At 63.8% G+C, this 15,374-nt stretch carries 14 protein-coding genes; 5 read left to right on the top strand and 9 right to left on the bottom strand.

Going from position 1 to position 15,374, the window contains the following annotated elements:
- From ACIBJI_RS40050 to ACIBJI_RS40030, 5 genes are all read right to left on the bottom strand, one after another.
- Positions 1 to 1,497: tetratricopeptide repeat protein (locus tag ACIBJI_RS40050; protein WP_397088264.1), on the bottom strand; the 1,497-nt coding region annotated here is incomplete at its 3' end.
- Positions 1,498 to 1,601: 104 nt separating this feature from the next.
- The gene (locus ACIBJI_RS40045; RefSeq protein WP_397088262.1) at positions 1,602 to 2,078 is read right to left on the bottom strand and encodes a hypothetical protein; all 477 of its coding nucleotides are present in this window, start codon (positions 2,076 to 2,078) and stop codon (positions 1,602 to 1,604) included.
- Positions 2,079 to 2,521: 443 nt separating this feature from the next.
- Positions 2,522 to 2,845, bottom strand: coding sequence for a hypothetical protein (locus tag ACIBJI_RS40040; protein ID WP_397088260.1), 324 nt, complete (start codon positions 2,843 to 2,845; stop codon positions 2,522 to 2,524).
- 262 nt (positions 2,846 to 3,107) lie between these two features.
- On the bottom strand, positions 3,108 to 3,611 hold the full coding sequence (locus ACIBJI_RS40035) for a hypothetical protein (protein ID WP_397088258.1): 504 nt from the start codon (positions 3,609 to 3,611) through the stop codon (positions 3,108 to 3,110).
- Between the two features lie 246 nt (positions 3,612 to 3,857).
- Positions 3,858 to 4,070 (bottom strand): hypothetical protein, encoded by a 213-nt coding sequence (locus tag ACIBJI_RS40030; RefSeq protein WP_397088256.1) that lies wholly within the window; start codon positions 4,068 to 4,070, stop codon positions 3,858 to 3,860.
- Here ACIBJI_RS40030 and ACIBJI_RS40025 point away from each other — a divergent pair.
- Positions 4,069 to 4,314: a hypothetical protein gene (locus ACIBJI_RS40025; protein WP_397088254.1), complete on the top strand. Its 246-nt coding sequence runs from the start codon at positions 4,069 to 4,071 to the stop codon at positions 4,312 to 4,314. The genes ACIBJI_RS40030 and ACIBJI_RS40025 overlap by 2 nt on opposite strands.
- Here ACIBJI_RS40025 and ACIBJI_RS40020 read toward each other — a convergent pair.
- From ACIBJI_RS40020 to ACIBJI_RS40010, 3 genes are all read right to left on the bottom strand, one after another.
- Positions 4,291 to 4,803 carry a hypothetical protein gene (locus tag ACIBJI_RS40020; RefSeq protein ID WP_397088252.1) on the bottom strand — a complete coding sequence of 171 codons (513 nt, stop codon included), beginning with the start codon at positions 4,801 to 4,803 and terminating at the stop codon, positions 4,291 to 4,293. The genes ACIBJI_RS40025 and ACIBJI_RS40020 overlap by 24 nt on opposite strands.
- A 4-nt stretch (positions 4,804 to 4,807) precedes the next feature.
- Positions 4,808 to 5,650, bottom strand: coding sequence for a DNA/RNA non-specific endonuclease (locus ACIBJI_RS40015; RefSeq protein WP_397088250.1), 843 nt, complete (start codon positions 5,648 to 5,650; stop codon positions 4,808 to 4,810).
- Positions 5,651 to 8,491: 2,841 nt separating this feature from the next.
- Positions 8,492 to 8,743, bottom strand: coding sequence for a hypothetical protein (locus ACIBJI_RS40010; RefSeq protein ID WP_397088248.1), 252 nt, complete (start codon positions 8,741 to 8,743; stop codon positions 8,492 to 8,494).
- Between the two features lie 81 nt (positions 8,744 to 8,824).
- Between ACIBJI_RS40010 and ACIBJI_RS40005 the strand changes: the two genes are divergently transcribed.
- The gene (locus ACIBJI_RS40005) at positions 8,825 to 10,597 is read left to right on the top strand and encodes a hypothetical protein (protein ID WP_397088246.1); all 1,773 of its coding nucleotides are present in this window, start codon (positions 8,825 to 8,827) and stop codon (positions 10,595 to 10,597) included.
- A 58-nt stretch (positions 10,598 to 10,655) separates the two neighbouring features.
- On the opposite strand, the gene ACIBJI_RS40000 is transcribed toward ACIBJI_RS40005, so the two are convergent.
- Positions 10,656 to 12,653, bottom strand: a complete 1,998-nt coding sequence (locus ACIBJI_RS40000) for a tetratricopeptide repeat protein (protein WP_397088244.1) — start codon at positions 12,651 to 12,653, stop codon at positions 10,656 to 10,658.
- Positions 12,654 to 12,827: 174 nt separating this feature from the next.
- On the opposite strand from ACIBJI_RS40000, the gene ACIBJI_RS39995 reads away from it, so the two are divergent.
- The 3 genes from ACIBJI_RS39995 (at position 12,828) to ACIBJI_RS39985 (ending at position 15,334) form a co-directional block, all read left to right on the top strand.
- Positions 12,828 to 13,163 carry a hypothetical protein gene (locus ACIBJI_RS39995; RefSeq protein WP_397088242.1) on the top strand — a complete coding sequence of 112 codons (336 nt, stop codon included), beginning with the start codon at positions 12,828 to 12,830 and terminating at the stop codon, positions 13,161 to 13,163.
- A 693-nt stretch (positions 13,164 to 13,856) separates the two neighbouring features.
- Positions 13,857 to 14,198 (top strand): hypothetical protein, encoded by a 342-nt coding sequence (locus tag ACIBJI_RS39990; RefSeq protein ID WP_397088240.1) that lies wholly within the window; start codon positions 13,857 to 13,859, stop codon positions 14,196 to 14,198.
- Complete coding sequence (locus tag ACIBJI_RS39985) at positions 14,195 to 15,334, top strand: hypothetical protein (RefSeq protein WP_397088238.1); 1,140 nt, start codon at positions 14,195 to 14,197, stop codon at positions 15,332 to 15,334. Before ACIBJI_RS39990 ends, ACIBJI_RS39985 begins: the two co-directional genes overlap by 4 nt.
- Positions 15,335 to 15,374 lie beyond the last annotated feature (40 nt).

Raw genomic sequence — 15,374 nt, 5'->3', positions numbered from 1 at the left:
GGTTTCGGCCTCGGCGATCTCCCCCCGCTGCTGGAGGAGCCTGCCGAGGGAGTACATCGCATTGGACTCTCCGGCGTCGATACCCCTGCGATACCAGGTTTCGGCCTCGGCGATCTCCCCCCGCTGCTGGAGGAGCCTGCCGAGGGAGTACATCGCATTGGACTCTCCGGCGTCGATACCCCTGCGATACCAAGTTTCGGCCTCGGCGATCTCCCCCCGCTCCTCGAGGAGCCTCCCGAGGAAGTAGATCGCATTGAAGTTTCCGGCGTCGACGGCCTTGCGATACCAGGTTTCGGCTTCGGCGATCTCCCCCCGCTGCTGGAGGAGGAAACCGAGGAAGTGCATTGCGAAGATGTTCCCTGTACCGACGCGTCGGTACAGGGTTTCGGCTTCGTGCACTTGGTGGCGGATGAAGGCGGTATTCCCCACGTTCACGAGGATGCTGGTCTCAGCGCCCTCGGTGGCGGTACGCCAGATATCAGATGGGATGGGTCGCGGTGTGCGGTGTTGTTGTCCGTCGTCGGCAGCGACGAGGTAGTCGAATGCCCGGTAACTGCGGGAGCGGTCGGGCAGTCGGGTAGTGAGCAGCGCAGCGACACGGCCCGCACCGGCGGGAGGTGTGCGAGCTGTCCTAATCGCGGTCTCTACGTCGGCAGTGGTGATGTCGAGGTCGGGTCGCAGTTCCTCGACGGTGGCCAGGGCGAGGGCGGCCAAGGTGGGTTCAGGGATCGGGTCGTCGCGCCCGATCCGGGTCCAGTCGACCGCGACCTGGGTGACCGCATATACAACAGGGTTGCTGAAGCGGGCGTCGTCATACCGCCTGAGCAGCTCGGGCGCACCAGCGAGTGCTTCGGCCAACCCGTACCGCGCCAGGTTCAACGACGGGTAGGCCGCGCCCGCGGCCGCTTGCTCGGACGGGCTTTCACTGGTCGGCGCCAGCGCGATCTCGATCGCCTCCTGCAGCAGGACACGAGTCTCGTGGGTCAACTCAGCGGTGCTGGCACGCAACCGGTCCCGTGCTTCGTCGCGCAGGGTCGCCGCCACCAGAGTCCGAGCCCGCCTGGCGGTCAAGCGGGCCAGCAGGGCTGGCGTGAGAGCCTCGCCGGTGAGGAAGCGGTGCAGGTCCTCCAACCACACCACCAGCGGGTCGCCGCCCTCGGTGAACTCGACACAGTCCGGAAGCAGGGCCAGCGTCTGAGGGGTCGGCACCACCACACGAGCATTCGGCAACTCCGCGCGCACGGCCTCGAACAAGGTCCGTGTCTTACCAGCTTTGGACGGTCCGGACACCAACACCAGTCGATCACCCGCCAACGCGGCAGCCAGTCGTATGTCGACATCGTGGTGGGTGCGCGCCACGTACTGGTCCTCGGTTCCGGAACGACCCGATTCACCGAACAGGGACGGTGTGGCACCCAAAAGATAGGGGTCCAACTCCGCAGCCGTGGGAATCTCTCCGGTTGCGGTGACTCGCTCGACCAATTCTGCGAGCCCCATCCGCGGCATCGCCGTGTCCGGGAACTGCCCGATGATGATGTCTCGTCCCGCACCGACGCCCCTCAGTGAGGCAGCGACGGCGCCCAACGCGGCAGGTGGGAGATCTACTGTCGCGCCACCGGAGGGTGGGGAGGCTCCGGGAACCCGGACCGTACCCCTGTGATCTTCAAAGTGCCCACCACCTCAGTCTCCTCGGCGACCACGGCGGTGCCGGTCGAGACGACATCGGTGATCTCAAGTTCCCCAGCGCGGACCCGCCGCAACTGCACTCCGACCACCTCAGCGCTCTGGGGCGCATATTCTTCGATGACCTGTAGCAGATATCGGGCTGCGTCTACCAACTCCCGGTCCTCACCAGCGCCGGCTTCGAGGAGCTCCTCAGCCAAAACCGTTCGCCGCGAACGCAATTGCGGCCGAGTTTCCACCACAGCTACCTCCACGCTGGTGTAGCGGCGGGTGATCAATCCCTTCAACGCCTGATAGGCGTCAGCAACCGCCTTCTTCGCGGTCTCGCTCAACCCTGCCGAGGTCCCCGCCGCTCCAGCCGCGACTGCTGCGGCCACCAATGCCATCGGATCCATCCGCTCGACCTCCCACCCAGACCCCGACCTGTCAGCCGGTCTGTCAACTGAACCAAGACCCGAGCACCAAAGCAACAAACCGCAAAAGCATCGCGCCCCTCATCAGTGGACCAGCTGTCGGTGTTGAGAATCGTTCGGTTCTCCGACACCTCCCCGCCACTGATCGCTGCGAACCGCAACCCCAGGTCACTCCCTCCAACCATGTGTCGATAAAACGTGTCGAAAAGTATTGGTGTTCAACAATTCTTGTCGGCCCTTTCTCAAACAGTCCGGGCATGGCCACGGCGACACGAGATCTCGATACCCCCGCACCGCTCACTTTCGACGGTGACGCCGCTCGATCCGGTCGGCGGAGGCGGGGCGCTCATCGGTTACGGCCGCGTCTCCACCAAGGACCAGAACCCCGGTGTGCTCCTCATCGACCGCGCTCCGGACTGAACGCCCTACGTGGAATCGAACCGCTCGAGCGCGGCGGCCGCGAGTTCGAGGGTGCCTTCGGCTAGACGGTATTCGGTGATGGGTGAGTTCCGTGGATCGGGCGCGCGACGCACAACAACTAACTGCTGCCCGGGCAGAACGTGACCGGTCACCTCCGCGAAGGCGTGGGTGAGCAATTGACGAAGCCCATTAGGACTGCGGCGCATGAGGTTTCGTAACCGGTCGGGAGATGCTCTGCCGCCCTCGCTGACCAGCGCCCGCACCAACTCGACCGCCGGCGGATGCACTCGCCCAAATACCGCGACGATATCGTCGATGTTCCAGGTCATTTCGTCGCTGCGGAGTCGACGGGGTTCCCGTAGAACTCGCCGAATTTCGGGCGGATTTGAGGTCTTGCCGCGAATGACGGGGTGGCAGCCGTGGCTGCGGCTCCGCTGCTGCGTGTGCCATAGGCTGAGATCGAGTAGCGAAAATGCGACTTGACCAGCATATATGTCGCATTTTCCGCCGATACTGCGGCGACCCGATGAATGAAGGGGCAGCAGTTCGAGACCGCTGCCCCTTTCGTCGTGAGCTGTTGATTGGGCCCGGCTACTGGAAGTTGTAGATGTGCTGTTCGGGCACGCAGTCGCCGTGGTTGCACGCTCGGCTGGTTTCGGTGACCTGTTTGGAGCTGAAGTCCGCGACGAAACTTGAATTGACCCAGGTACTGGTTGTGCAGGACGTTTGCGACGTGCTGAGCGTGCATGTGCTGTTGGGCTCCGACTGGTTGTCACCTCCAGCGGTGGACGTTATGCGTACGGTCTGCGAGTCGTCGTTCCAGCACACGTTGTCCTTGAGCCATTGATTGGCGTTGTTCGAAGACTCGTAATTACGCCGCCAGATTTGACACTGCTCGGCTTTGGCAGCCTGGTGCCGCACGGTTGTGGGGAGTGCGGCGGCGGGGGCCGCCAGCGCCTGGCCCGCGGTGCCGGCCAAAAGGCCAAGGGCTGCGGACAGGACGGCCGCGGAGGTGACCACGATGGGGGTCTTCGATCTGTTACCACGTGCGATGCCGAGTGATATGCGGTTACGCCCCTTACGATTCCAAGTCATTCGACGACTCTAGATAGCCGATGCAGCTGAGGGGGCTGTCTCGCCAAGCGTGTTGCGCCGCCGTTAACACCCGTGGCTTCAGCAACCTGGTCACGCTCGCCGATCAGCTCGGGTCGCCGTAGTATCGGCGGAATATGCGACATATATGCTGGTCAAGTCGCATTTTCGCTACTCGATCTCAGCCTATGGCACACGCAGCAGCGGAGCCGCAGCCACGGCTGCCACCCCGTCATTCGCGGCAAGACCTCAAATCCGCCCGAAATTCGGCGAGTCGGGAACCCCTCGACGGTGAGATTGCGGCGATCCGGCCTGGTCGTCGAGACGTTCGGCGATGGCGACCTGAGCGGCGAGCAGCCCCAGCTGCAGCCGCTGATCCGCAGTCAGGTCATCACCGGTTCGACTGACCGCGACCAGGTGCTCGCGTGCGACCTGCAGGGCATCGATACCACCAGCTGTCATGGCTGTGCAGCGTATCCACTTGCGACGCAACGCGACTCCGGATCGACAACCTTCCGGCCCGGAGTGGATCGCCCAGTTCCCGTTGCCCGAATTGCAGCAGGATCGGGTCAGCGTGGTGGCTGCGGAGGCGCCGGGTGGAGTTGGGGATGTCGCGGCGTTGGGTGTAGCGCTGGTGGCGCGCGGCGGCGGGCAGGGGAGGGGAGGCCTTGGGCTATCCCCGTCAGGTGTGGACTGGGGCTACTGATGGTGTAGGCGGTAGGTCGATGTCGGCTAGCGGCATGACCGATGACTCCAGGGTGCGTTCGACCAGCCGCAGCAGGAACCCTGTGACGTTCAGGTCGGGGAAGCGGTCCCACCGATTGAGTCCGGTGTCGGTGAGTGTGACGGTCCAGTCATCCGGGTTCGGTGTGGTTTTCTCCCATAGGCAGTAATCGCCGTTATCGGTGATCCCCCACGCCTGGTAGCGGTCAACGTCGATGGTGGGGTCCATCGCGGGAAGGTACTCACCGACGATACGGCCGCCTTCATCGCTCAGGGACAGGAACTTGTGGTCGCCAGGGAACAGGAGCCAGAGGAAATCGTCGAACCCTACCGGACCATACGCGTCGAGCAGGTTCTTGTAGTCGGCCGGCAGCGATGTCCCGCACCGTGTTTCAGCCTCGGCCCAATCGAACCGATGGGCGGGCTGCGGCGCGGGAAGTGCCGCCGTGAGTCGTGATAGTTGGCTGTCCATGTTCCTAGTCGGGGAAGTATTTGATGTACCAGATTCCGCTGTCGCTCCTAGATACCAGAAGTATTCCTTCGGGCCGCGATCCGGGGAACCCGATCGGGGTGACATTGACGAAGACATTGTCGCCGCCGCGAACCAGGTTGGCGATGTCGTTTTCGGCTTCCGACATCAAACGGTTCGTCTTCTGCGTCAGTGTCACGATGTTGCGGGGGTCGTTGCCGAGTCCACCGAGCTGATCACCCAGCAGGTGTGCACGTGCGTCACCGCCGGCGCCGCCGCGGAAACCAGGCGGCCTGATCGCCGAGCTGGCCGGCGAACCCGTACCCAGCTGTCCTGGTGTGACGTAGGCGGATGCATTGGTGGCAGTCCAGTTTCCGTCTTGTGTGCGAATCGCCGGCGAGTAGGTCGACTGGCCACCGTCCTCGGTGGTGCGGGTCCGCGTAATCGACGGATTGAGTTGGTTGAGCCGGCCGGGATCCGAATCGGATGTGATGGTGCCCGGGTTCTGCGGGTTGGTGCCCCGCGGCGGCCGCGGTGACGGATTCGCCTGAGGGTTCCCTGCCAGACACGCCTCCATCTGTGACTCCAGTTGGGCGGCCTGAGCCTGTCCGGCTTCTGCTTCAGCGTTGTAGGCCTCTACCGCTGCCGGGTTGTTCTGGTCCGGCGGGCTTGCGTTGTGCTGTTGCCGCGCTGCCTCATTCGCATCGATCGCTTCCTGGATCGGATAGCAGGGACTGCCAGGACCAACGCGCGCGGGCGCTGCAACGGCTGTTTGGCTGCCGACCGCCCCCGACACCAAGCCCACCATCAGCAGCAGCGCAACAAAAACCGAGACAATCCGATGAGACACTGCCAGACCCCCCTAGGTCACGAACGAAATCGTCGAAGCGTGCGTGAAGAACCTAGCAGGACAAGGCACATGTTGGCGAGATCACTTGGGCGCCTTATCAATTGGCAACTATCCAGTGACCGATTCGATCGGTCGCGTGGCCTTCTTGGACGTTCGAATTCGTTGTCATGCAAAGTAATCGGCTGAGCATCCGCAAAACTTGAGCGACGGCCTAGAGTCCGAAGCGTTCACACGGTTCGAGGATCCATTCTTCGGCGATGGCCGATGAAGGTGCTACGGGGAGAGCTGATCACGCTGGCGACCGCCTTCCGCTGCTGTTCTTCGGTGAAGGCCCCCAGCACTGCGGCGGTGCGCCGGTGAAGCTGGCGGGCAATCGGTCGAAGAGGATCTTCAGCGATGTTCAATACCTAGACCTCCGAGGTGATCAGGCGCCGTGGCGTGAGTTAGGAAGGACCAGCACTCCGGATTCGGACCTACCATCGAGTTACGTCCATGACAGAAGGGCAGGGGATGGGTACAAGCGCCGAATACGATGAGCACGGTCGGCTGCGTTCGTTCAGCATGTACGGCTGGAGCGGCGGAACGGCTGACGATCACGCTAGGCATTATGCGAACGCGTTACGCGCGTCGCAGCGATACGGCTCACGCCGGTTACCGTGGGTGGCAGGTTCGTTCTACCTGGTGGTCGCGGTAGTCGTCTTGAGCGTGTTGATGGTGGTCGCGCGGGTTGCCCCGGTGTGGTCGGTCCCTGCCGTGGTGGTTGGGGGTGTTCTTCTGCTGACCGTGATCGGCGCCTTTCAGCTGCGACAAGATGACCAATTGAGCGAGCGCGGTTTCCTGAAGCTGATGGCTATCGCGCTCGGAAAGCTCCCGACCCTCGTACGAGGGTCCCGTGGTTCTCAAACCTCGTTGCACGGGGTTAGCTCAGACCGCGACGCAGACACTCCAGCGGGGGATAGCTCAGACCGCGACGCAGACACCTCAGCGATCTTCGAGCGACGGTTCCTCGCACAAGGACCGCCACCGCGAACTTGGCCAAATTCGTAGACGGTCTGCAAGATCACCGGAGGTGTCGAACCCGGCGGGGATACTGCGGGTCATGAGCGCGATCGCGCGAAAGGTCGGCTACGCCAACCCCGTTCGCGCCGAGTGCGGCCTTCAAACCGCTGCGGGGCATCACCCCGGCACAACACCGAGCGATCGTCACTGACCGGCGCCGGTCGTCGTCGGCATGGCTCGCCATGAAGATTCCTCGCGTACGCCACTTTCGTTCTGCTCCCGTGACCAGCCGATGGGGTGTGGCTCCGGGAGGTAGCCGCACCCAGAAGCGTTCGACAACGCAGGCTTTCAAGCAGGGGGCGGCATTATGGGCGGTCAGGTCCGGGGATCGGCCGGGCCGGTGGCTCGGTAGGAACCCACCGTCGGACGTTCTCGTCCCATGCAAGGATTTTGCCGCGCATCGATTCGTGGGTGAGGTCTAGGTCCAGTAGGGCGAGGCGGGCGTCGTCGGTGAGGTCTGCGGTTACCAGGATGGCAGCGCTGTGGCCGTTCTCCGGTTCCAGGACGACCGCGACGCGGCGTGTATCGCGACGAAACCAGCGTTGACGGACTTTGCCCGGCAACGCTGCGATGCCATCGGCGCTGCGTGTTGCCAGGGCCTCTACCAGGGTTTTGGCATAGATCGCGGCTAAGGGAACTACGGCGGTGAATGCCCACTCGCCGAGTTCAGGCAGACCGCCGGCAGGCCTCCCACGTGGTCCGGATTCATCTGTGTATGGGCCGCGTGGGGTTGCGGCGTGGGGCGCCTCCGCCGGCGCAGCGGGATGATCAGTCAACCATGGAGGCAGAGGTTCAGGTGTCGGAGATCCTGAGATTGCGTCATTGTCGTGCGCGTCCATGAAGCATCACCCACCCCGATTGTGTTTCCAGGGCCATGATCTTACGCAACGACGGAGACAGCCGCGCTGCCGAGCGGGCCCAACGAAGCTCCCAGTGCTGACGACCAGGCATGAGGGCGCGGGGAATAAATCCGCCGAATCCGGCGCTAAGGCGCGACGGTGGGCTGTCAGCAACAGACGAGCCATGGTTACCCGCGCATAGTTTCGCGAGTCATCCGGCGCGAGAGGTGCTTTGGTCCAGTTCGGCCTAGAGGTTACCGCGCATAGTGAGCTGACTATTGTGCGACAACCGCTAAGCGCCGGATTTCTCAAACATGTTCCTCGAACCGCGACTCGTAGCCGCTGGTTTCGCCCACGTCTCAGCGCTTATCGGTGTTCAGGCGCTCGTTGTCCGGTTCGTTTGTCGTGTTCGGTTGTCGGGTTCGTCGAAGATGTTGTGGGACAGCAGCGGCCATGGCGGTCCCTGGTCAGCGTCGGTCCACACAGTCAACTCTCCGAGTTCGCCGAACCCTGGGCGGTCACCCTGCACGGCGTACATGAAATTCGGCGCACCCGCGGTGCGATCCGCGGGATCGACAGCAGCCACGCCTCAGCCAGCGGGCGCGACCGTTCCAGCGACCTCGCCAACCCGGGACCACCACACCGGGCCCGCGGCTCGGCGGCGGGTTCGTCCCGGTTCACGGTGAAGTGCCAGCGTTCTTCGCCTTCCGGTTTCACGATCGTGTACACGCGACCTCGGTAAGCGCACGCGTGCCCATCAAGCATCTTGTGCCACTTGAGAACTCGACCGAACCAGGGCGCCGTCTTCGTGGTCACTAGTGGACCCTCTTTCTTGCAGACGCCAATACGGCGTGTCATGGGTTGAGTATCCGCCGGTGCACCGACAGCAAAGCGCCTCCTCGAATCTTCGGTCGAGGAGGCGCTTTCCGATGCTCGGGTGGTCTTACTGCTGTGTGTGGACCTGTACTGGCTGGGGATATTCCGGGGTGAGCTGGATGTCGACTTTCGGCATGAACAGCACGACGATGAAGAATCCCACGATCGTCGTCGGCCACTTCAGTTTTTTCACGAACCGCCGACCGCTGATGGTGGTCTTGCCGCGGCAGCTGATGTTCACCGCGACGTCGACGTTGTTAACATCCTGCTTTCGCCGATTGATATCGGAACGAGACTTCCTGGGCGTAGTCTTGCCCACGTGGCGCACCTTCCTGGTTGCTAGCTAGCTTGCGTGTTGCCGTAGTGGCGTTCTCCCGGTCCAGGGGAGGCGCCACTTTTTTTGGCCGACGAACTTCGGCCTGTACGTGAACATTACGCACAAAAAGGACCTCTTACAGCTACGCTTGCAGGCTCGGAACTGTCGGTTGAACGAACGCCACAGTGGGGTTGTCAAGTAGTGCATTGGCACGGTGAATTGGCTTCACTTTGGCCGCTACACCGCGATAGGGGGGTCGCCGATCTGATGGCGGATTCTGGTGTCCGCGCCTCGGACAAGGCGCGCGTACACAACACTCGCATCCGGGTCTTGGATGCGGCTCAAAGCCTTGTCGACGAAGCGGCCGACAACGGTAAGTTCCTCGAAGCCCCGACCAGAACGGCTCTCGCCGATCGTGCAGGTCTGCACACTCAAACTGTACGAAGACAATTCGACGACTGGAGCGCGGTCTGCGCCGCCCTGTGCGAACGGTACCGGCGCCGCGGGCTGAACCCACCGGAAAACGTGCGCGCGTGGGCTCAGCCCTATTTCGACAAGGAGGCCACTGGCCAAGCAGGGCCTGCGCCCGCCGGACTCGACGAACTCCGTGACCGGTACGCCGCCGCTAGCACCAGCAACGACGACACGGCGTTGGCTCAAGCAGCGAAAGCATTGGTAGACAAGCTGTCCGGCAAACAGGCTGGAGTGGCTGCGCACGCTGGTGAAATCATCGAGTGCGCCAGAACAGTCCGCGGCCGCGTCAGCGCGGCCAGCGCGAAGCCAGCGCTAGAGGCGGCCCTCGGACTCAGCGACGCTGCGGTGGAAGCACACCGTCACCTTGCTCACGGCAGCGGCGGCAGCGGCAACTCCGCCTCCGACCAGACCCGCCTTCTGCTGAAGGCTGGCGACCACGGCCGTGCCGGTGATGCCGCTGCACGCGCCCGCCAGATGGTCGATCAAGCGCTGAACGAGCCCCAGCAGCTGCAGGCGATCATCCAGATCAAGCGCTGGGACAAGGAGATCAGCAACAGGCTGGGTCTGCGTGTGCGCGCTGTCGTCGCACAGTTCCACATCGACCGGGCCGAAGCCCTGATCGGGCGTCGACCCGAAGACGAGATCGCGTCGCTGGCCAAGGCAGTCGCTGACCTGCGTGCAATTCACCGCGGCGAACGACCCGAGCAGCCGGAGCCTGCCGACGTGGCCATGCTCGTCGCGCGATTCGCTGGCGTCTGCCTTGCCTACTCCGAGCTGCTCCAGAACGGCGAACTGGACTTGACACGCGGGGAGTTGCTGCGGCTGTTCAAGCGAGACACCCACGAATCGCGACAACTGCAACGTGACGCCCAGTCGCTGCTCAACCTCATCGATAACAAGCCCGTCGAAGCCATCGAACTGATCCGCGCCCTCCGGTTCCAGGGGCCGGGTGATTTCCTGATCGCCCGTCACCTCTCAGCCCAGGCCGAAATGAGCAACGAGCACATCGAATACCGCTTCGGACAAAAGCTCGGATCACCAGACGGCGTGCGAATCATGCTGCTGACGCGAGCAGAGTCCTGCTACCGGCGTGTGGTGGCGACATCCCGAATCAGCGGCTGTGCTGGTGCTCTGGCCGGAATCGCGGAAGCCGAGATGGAGATCGCCGCACGCAAGATCGATGAGCTACGCCACGGCGGCGCGCACATTCCACCGACACCCACCAACGACCAGACGATCGATCACCTGCTGCGCAGCATCGACGACCTAGTCCACCGTGCGGTCATGGGTGACGCGCTGGCACCGCGCCAGGTCGCCCGACTCGTCAATGCCCTCGACCCCATCCGCACCTTCCTGATGGGCAGCGAGGTCCACCGGCTCTAAGTGTCGTAAACCGATCGATTCTTCGACACCGCCCTGCAGTTCGACGGCTCCTCGTTCGTCAGGGCGGGTCTGTCGAGGAGCCTTCTTCACCGCTCCCGCGCTGCAGGCGCTGTGTCAGGAATTCGAGATCAGTTCTCACGGTCTTGGTGAGGGGATCGTCCGCGCCTATGGATCGTTCGCATTCAGCAAGGTTCATCTCCAGCAAGGAGCGAGCTTCGGACGCACGGCCGACACGTTCGTAGGCCAAGGCAAGGCTGCTACGCGAGGACAAGGTCGAGCGAGCACCTGCACCCAGCTTCCGCTCGTTGCCATGCAGTGCGAGCTCAAACAGCTCCACGGCCCGCCTGGCCTGCTTGGCGCATAGATAGGTGTAGGCGAGGCGGGATCGGGCGAAGTTCGTGTCGGGGCTGACGGTGCCGTAGATCCGTACGTGGTCGCGCAGGAGTCGTTCGTTCAGGGTGATCGCGGCCCTGTACCAGTAGAGTTGTTCGTAGCCAAAAGCCAGGCTGGAGTAGGCGGACAAGGTCCTGCGGTGGTCGCGGCCGTGGACGCGTTCGGTGGCGGTGGCCACCTTTTCGAGCAGGTTGATCGCCGCGAAGCTGCGTCCCTTACGCCGAAGCCGGTATGCCTCGGTTTCGGAACCAAGGACCGTGCCCATGTGGGCGTATATGTAGGCGTGGGCGCTGTTCTCGGGCATGACCTCGAGGAGCCGGGCGAGCAGAACCATCAGGGCGAGGTTGGTCGAGATCGCCGCCACGATCAGGGCGGCACCGAAGATGACGTTGTCCAGCAGCAACGGAGACAGAGCCAAGATCACCGAGAGTCCGCCGCCGACCTGTCGCATCTTGCTGGCCGGTGTACCCAGCTTGCCTCCAGCGCCGACGAACAGCAGGCAGAGGATCGGCAGGACCAGCACCCCGACGTAGACCGCGCCGGCGAGCGAGTACTGCAGGCCGACCACAGCGCTCAAGGCCGCGGCGGCGGCGCACCCCGCCACTGTGGCGATCGCCCGCGCACGCGGCCGGGTGCGCACAACCCGCAGGCCAGGATCCGGGAAGTACTGGCGGTAGACGACGTAGCCCAGCGGCAGCCAGTACACGACGAGTACTACCGCTACCCACAACCACCCCACGGTGACATCGCCGTCCGTGTGGAAGGGCAGGGCCAGCAGCGGAGCGGTGATAACAGTGAGCCAGACGAGCATCAGCGCGGCCGGCAATGTGCAGATCCGGACCCCCATGTCGATGACCGCCTCGATCCCGGGACTCGACGGGGACTCCACAGGGTCCACGGAGTCCGCGCGAGGGTCTTGCCGGACTTCGAGGTCGGGTTCGGCGCCCTCGAGTTCGGTGATCCGGGCCTGCTGCTGATCGGATTCGGCGGTCGCCCGGATCAGCTTGTCACGTGAATGCCCCAGCTCTTCGGACAGTTCTTCGGTGCGGGAACGCAGTTCGTCGCGTTCGGCGCTGACTTCCTCGAGATACGCGCGCAGCTGGGTGAGTTCGGCATCCAGTGCCTCGACCCGATCCTGGTCGGCGCGGTGAGTCCGTTCGGACTCCGCCCGGAGTTGGGCCAGCTCCGCGGTGCGGGCGGTGATCTCCTCGCGCAGCGAGGCGATCGTCTGCTCGAGTGCTGCCAGGTCCGCGCGGCTCGGCGCAGGCACCGCCGCCAGGCGTTTGTGCTCTCGGCAGGCGCGGTCGGCGGCGGCGTAGAGGGTGTTGATCTGTTTGCGGACCGCTTTCGGGTCCGGGCCGCCGCGCTGCTCGTAGAGGCGCACGAACGCCTCGACCAGCTCCGGACTCGGCGGGCGCGGGCTGTCGCGGCGGGGATTGAGCTGTGCCGAGACCAGCCGGGAACTCACCACCCACTCACCCTCGCCGGTCTCGACGTGCAGCTTGGGAACCCCGCCGGGCTCGACCAGCGCGGCGGCCTCCCGGTGCAGGAAATCCGCCTGCGCCGACAGTTCGAGCAGCCGGATCAGCAACTCCTGCAGCGGAGTCGGGTAGCCCTTTGACCGGACTTGCTCCAGCTTCTTCGGGCTCGGCGCCTCACCCATCTCGTCCTCGCAGTCCGCTCCGCCGGTTTCCGGACCGATCCTGTGCGGCCCACCGTGAACACTGTCGCCACCCCGGCGACAGCACCCTCACCCCGAGCACGCGAGACCGCGGCGGCCAAGACCTCCGATCCCGCACCGCCACAGCCTCGCTCGGGTCCTCACCAGGAGAACCGCATGTCGAGCATGAACCATTACCGCCGTCCCCGAAAGACCCCGCGATCCGCGCCATCGCCGCTGTCGTGCTGGGGATTTCTCGACCGGCTTTTCGGCAGCCCGGACCGGTTTCGCCGGCTGATGCTGTTGATCGTGCTGATCACCTTGACCACCAGCCCACCGGAGAACTTCACCGTCCTGCCGCAGCCGGGCAGCACCTTGCAAGTCCCGTCCAGCCTCGGTGAGGTCGCTGTAGCGCCGCCAGCGGATTCGGACCGACCTGCACGATCCGCGAGGGGTCTGCGAGCCCGAACCTTGTTGGACAAGAGATTGACTCGCTTCGATATTGCGGCCTGAGCTGCATGTCTGTGATAGTCGAGGACCCCGGATGCGTCATCGAATGATGTGATCCGGGGTCCTCGACAGCGCGGTGGGGTCCGACGGCAACGGACGGTCCACCTGGGGCTCCCCGAGCTCGGCTGCAGCCAAAAGCGTTGCGGTTCGGGGACGGCGTAACCCTTGAACGGGATCCGCCAGCGCAGATGACTTTATGGCAGTCTCGCCTGTTCCACACCTCTCGCGGGCCGTCTAACAGTCGATTTGTCGGATCGCGAGGTCACCACACTTCGTTGCCCTGCGAATTCGATACGACGGTGAGACACGAACTGGACGACGGCACGTCCAGGGCGACGGCATGGCACAGCTGCCCAGGGGGGCTGACCAGCATGGCGCGATAACCGACCGATTGCTGTGGCACAAGAACTTTCGACCAAACCTGGAAAGCCGCGGGAAAAGGGGGAAGGATTTCGGAGGCAGAAATTCCGGCACCATGTCGGAACACCCAGAGCGAAACGGCAATTCGGTCTGGGTTCGAGCGATAAACGGGGCACTGAGCTCGGCTGCAGCCACACCTGACGGGTTCCAGGACGCATGAGGATCCCGCTCGACGACCGAACGCATGCTTGATCTCGGCGAGGTCAGGCATGCGTTCGGTCGCGAGCTCGCGCGTCTGGACGGACCCGGCATACGCATGCGGGAAGGATCTCGAAGTTGCACGACGCCATGGGTGCTCAGCGTCCAGAACCACGGGCGGATGATCTATCCGCCCCCGCGGACCTGGATCGCGACGACCGACCCGAACACCCACTACAACCTCTATGGACGTGGCCCGCGGTGACGTTGGTGATCACGCTGGTTGTCGCGGTTCTGTCTTCGGCGCTACTGCTGATCGCCTCGGGCGTCGACACGAAGACTGCCACCGTGATCCCCGTGGTGATGGTCGCGATCGTCGTGGCCTGTGTTGTGCCGTCTCGCTCCGGTGCCGCACTCGGCCGCCGTGCGCTTCACGCACTGGCAGTCTTCCTTGCCTCAGGCGGCGGTGGGCCACGATGAGCACTACCTCTCGGCCTGAGCTTGAGGTGAGAATCGAAGCGGCGACACCTGTTGAGTTCAATGCCCTGCTGCGGGAGATCCACATCCAGTCCAAGCTCAGCATGGGGCAGATCATCGCGAAGACAACGATCCCGCGCAGCACGGCCTACCGATTCGTAAAGGCCAGCAATACAACGCTTCCCAAGCGTCGCACGCAGGTTGAGCAGTTCGCCAAGGCGTGCTACCTGAGCACTGCAGCGACCGACAAACTTTTGAAGATCTGGGACGAGCTCAGCACAAACCCGGTGCCCGAGCCGCTGACCGAGAAGGACTTCGCCGACCGGCAGGGCTTCGGTCTTACACAAGGTCTGCAAAGCCGGATCGGTGAAGGCGAGCTCCGCGATATAAGGCAGCGGCTGCACCATCTCGAAAACCGAGTCGGTGCTGCGAGTCGACCTGCCTCGCCGCCACCTGTCCTCGAGCCACCTGTCCTCAAGCCGCCGGTCCTCGAGCCGCACGCTCCAGAACGTCAAGGTGCCCGACATAGTGGGAACCGTCGGGGTCGTCTGGACCGATGGTTCAGTAAACAGGAGCGGGAAGAGCGACGCCTCGAACGGGACATGCTCCGGTTGACCGCCCCACAGGTACGGATTTTTACTACGACGCGGCTCAACCTCGCGATGCTGCTCGGCACCGCCCTGCTGTTCCTGGTGCTCGAGGAAACCCCCGTGCACCAGACCTCCTGGGTTGCGCTGGTGCTGATCGGCCTGAATGCCATAGTGGTCGTTCGCAATCCAGCGATCGTGCGACTACGGTCGCTGCGTTCTCCCAAACGACTGGTCGCCTCAGTGGTAATCGGCACCAGCACTGTCGCTCCGACCCTGGCGGCCACACAACTGCTCTACCTGGCCGCGGGAACCGGACTGCTGGTCTTCGTCGCCGCGCTCATATGGCTCGACGTCATCCTGTGGCGCGACCTACGCAACTGGCGAGGGGCTGGCCTGATCGTCATAGCCCTCGGGCTTGGCGTCTTTATCCAGCTGGTTCTCGACACAACGACCCTTCCGCCGACCGCCACCGTTTTGGCAGGAGCACTGGTCGCGGCGTGGGCACTGCTGGAACTACGCGTCAGAATAGACGACCAACGATGGTGGTGAAAACGGTAATATGTTGCGCTGCAACCACTTACAGTTAGCC

It is taken from the genome of Nocardia sp. NPDC050408 (assembly GCF_044458905.1).
Lineage (GTDB): Bacteria > Actinomycetota > Actinomycetes > Mycobacteriales > Mycobacteriaceae > Nocardia.
Note: the sequence above shows the minus strand (reverse complement) of the source record. Positions and strands in the feature narration are given on the sequence as shown.

What these genes read in the sequence shown, in the direction of transcription:
- ACIBJI_RS40045 (WP_397088262.1), bottom strand. Translation starts at nt 2,078, where the DNA reads ATGGATCCGATGGCATTGGTGGCCGCAGCAGTCGCGGCTGGAGCGGCG.
- ACIBJI_RS40040 (WP_397088260.1), bottom strand. Translation starts at nt 2,845, where the DNA reads ATGACCTGGAACATCGACGATATCGTCGCGGTATTTGGGCGAGTGCAT.
- ACIBJI_RS40035 (WP_397088258.1), bottom strand. Translation starts at nt 3,611, where the DNA reads ATGACTTGGAATCGTAAGGGGCGTAACCGCATATCACTCGGCATCGCA.
- ACIBJI_RS40025 (WP_397088254.1), top strand. Translation starts at nt 4,069, where the DNA reads ATGGCTGTGCAGCGTATCCACTTGCGACGCAACGCGACTCCGGATCGA.
- ACIBJI_RS40030 (WP_397088256.1), bottom strand. Translation starts at nt 4,070, where the DNA reads ATGACAGCTGGTGGTATCGATGCCCTGCAGGTCGCACGCGAGCACCTG.
- ACIBJI_RS40020 (WP_397088252.1), bottom strand. Translation starts at nt 4,803, where the DNA reads ATGGACAGCCAACTATCACGACTCACGGCGGCACTTCCCGCGCCGCAG.
- ACIBJI_RS40000 (WP_397088244.1), bottom strand. Translation starts at nt 12,653, where the DNA reads ATGGGTGAGGCGCCGAGCCCGAAGAAGCTGGAGCAAGTCCGGTCAAAG.
- ACIBJI_RS39995 (WP_397088242.1), top strand. Translation starts at nt 12,828, where the DNA reads ATGTCGAGCATGAACCATTACCGCCGTCCCCGAAAGACCCCGCGATCC.
- ACIBJI_RS39985 (WP_397088238.1), top strand. Translation starts at nt 14,195, where the DNA reads ATGAGCACTACCTCTCGGCCTGAGCTTGAGGTGAGAATCGAAGCGGCG.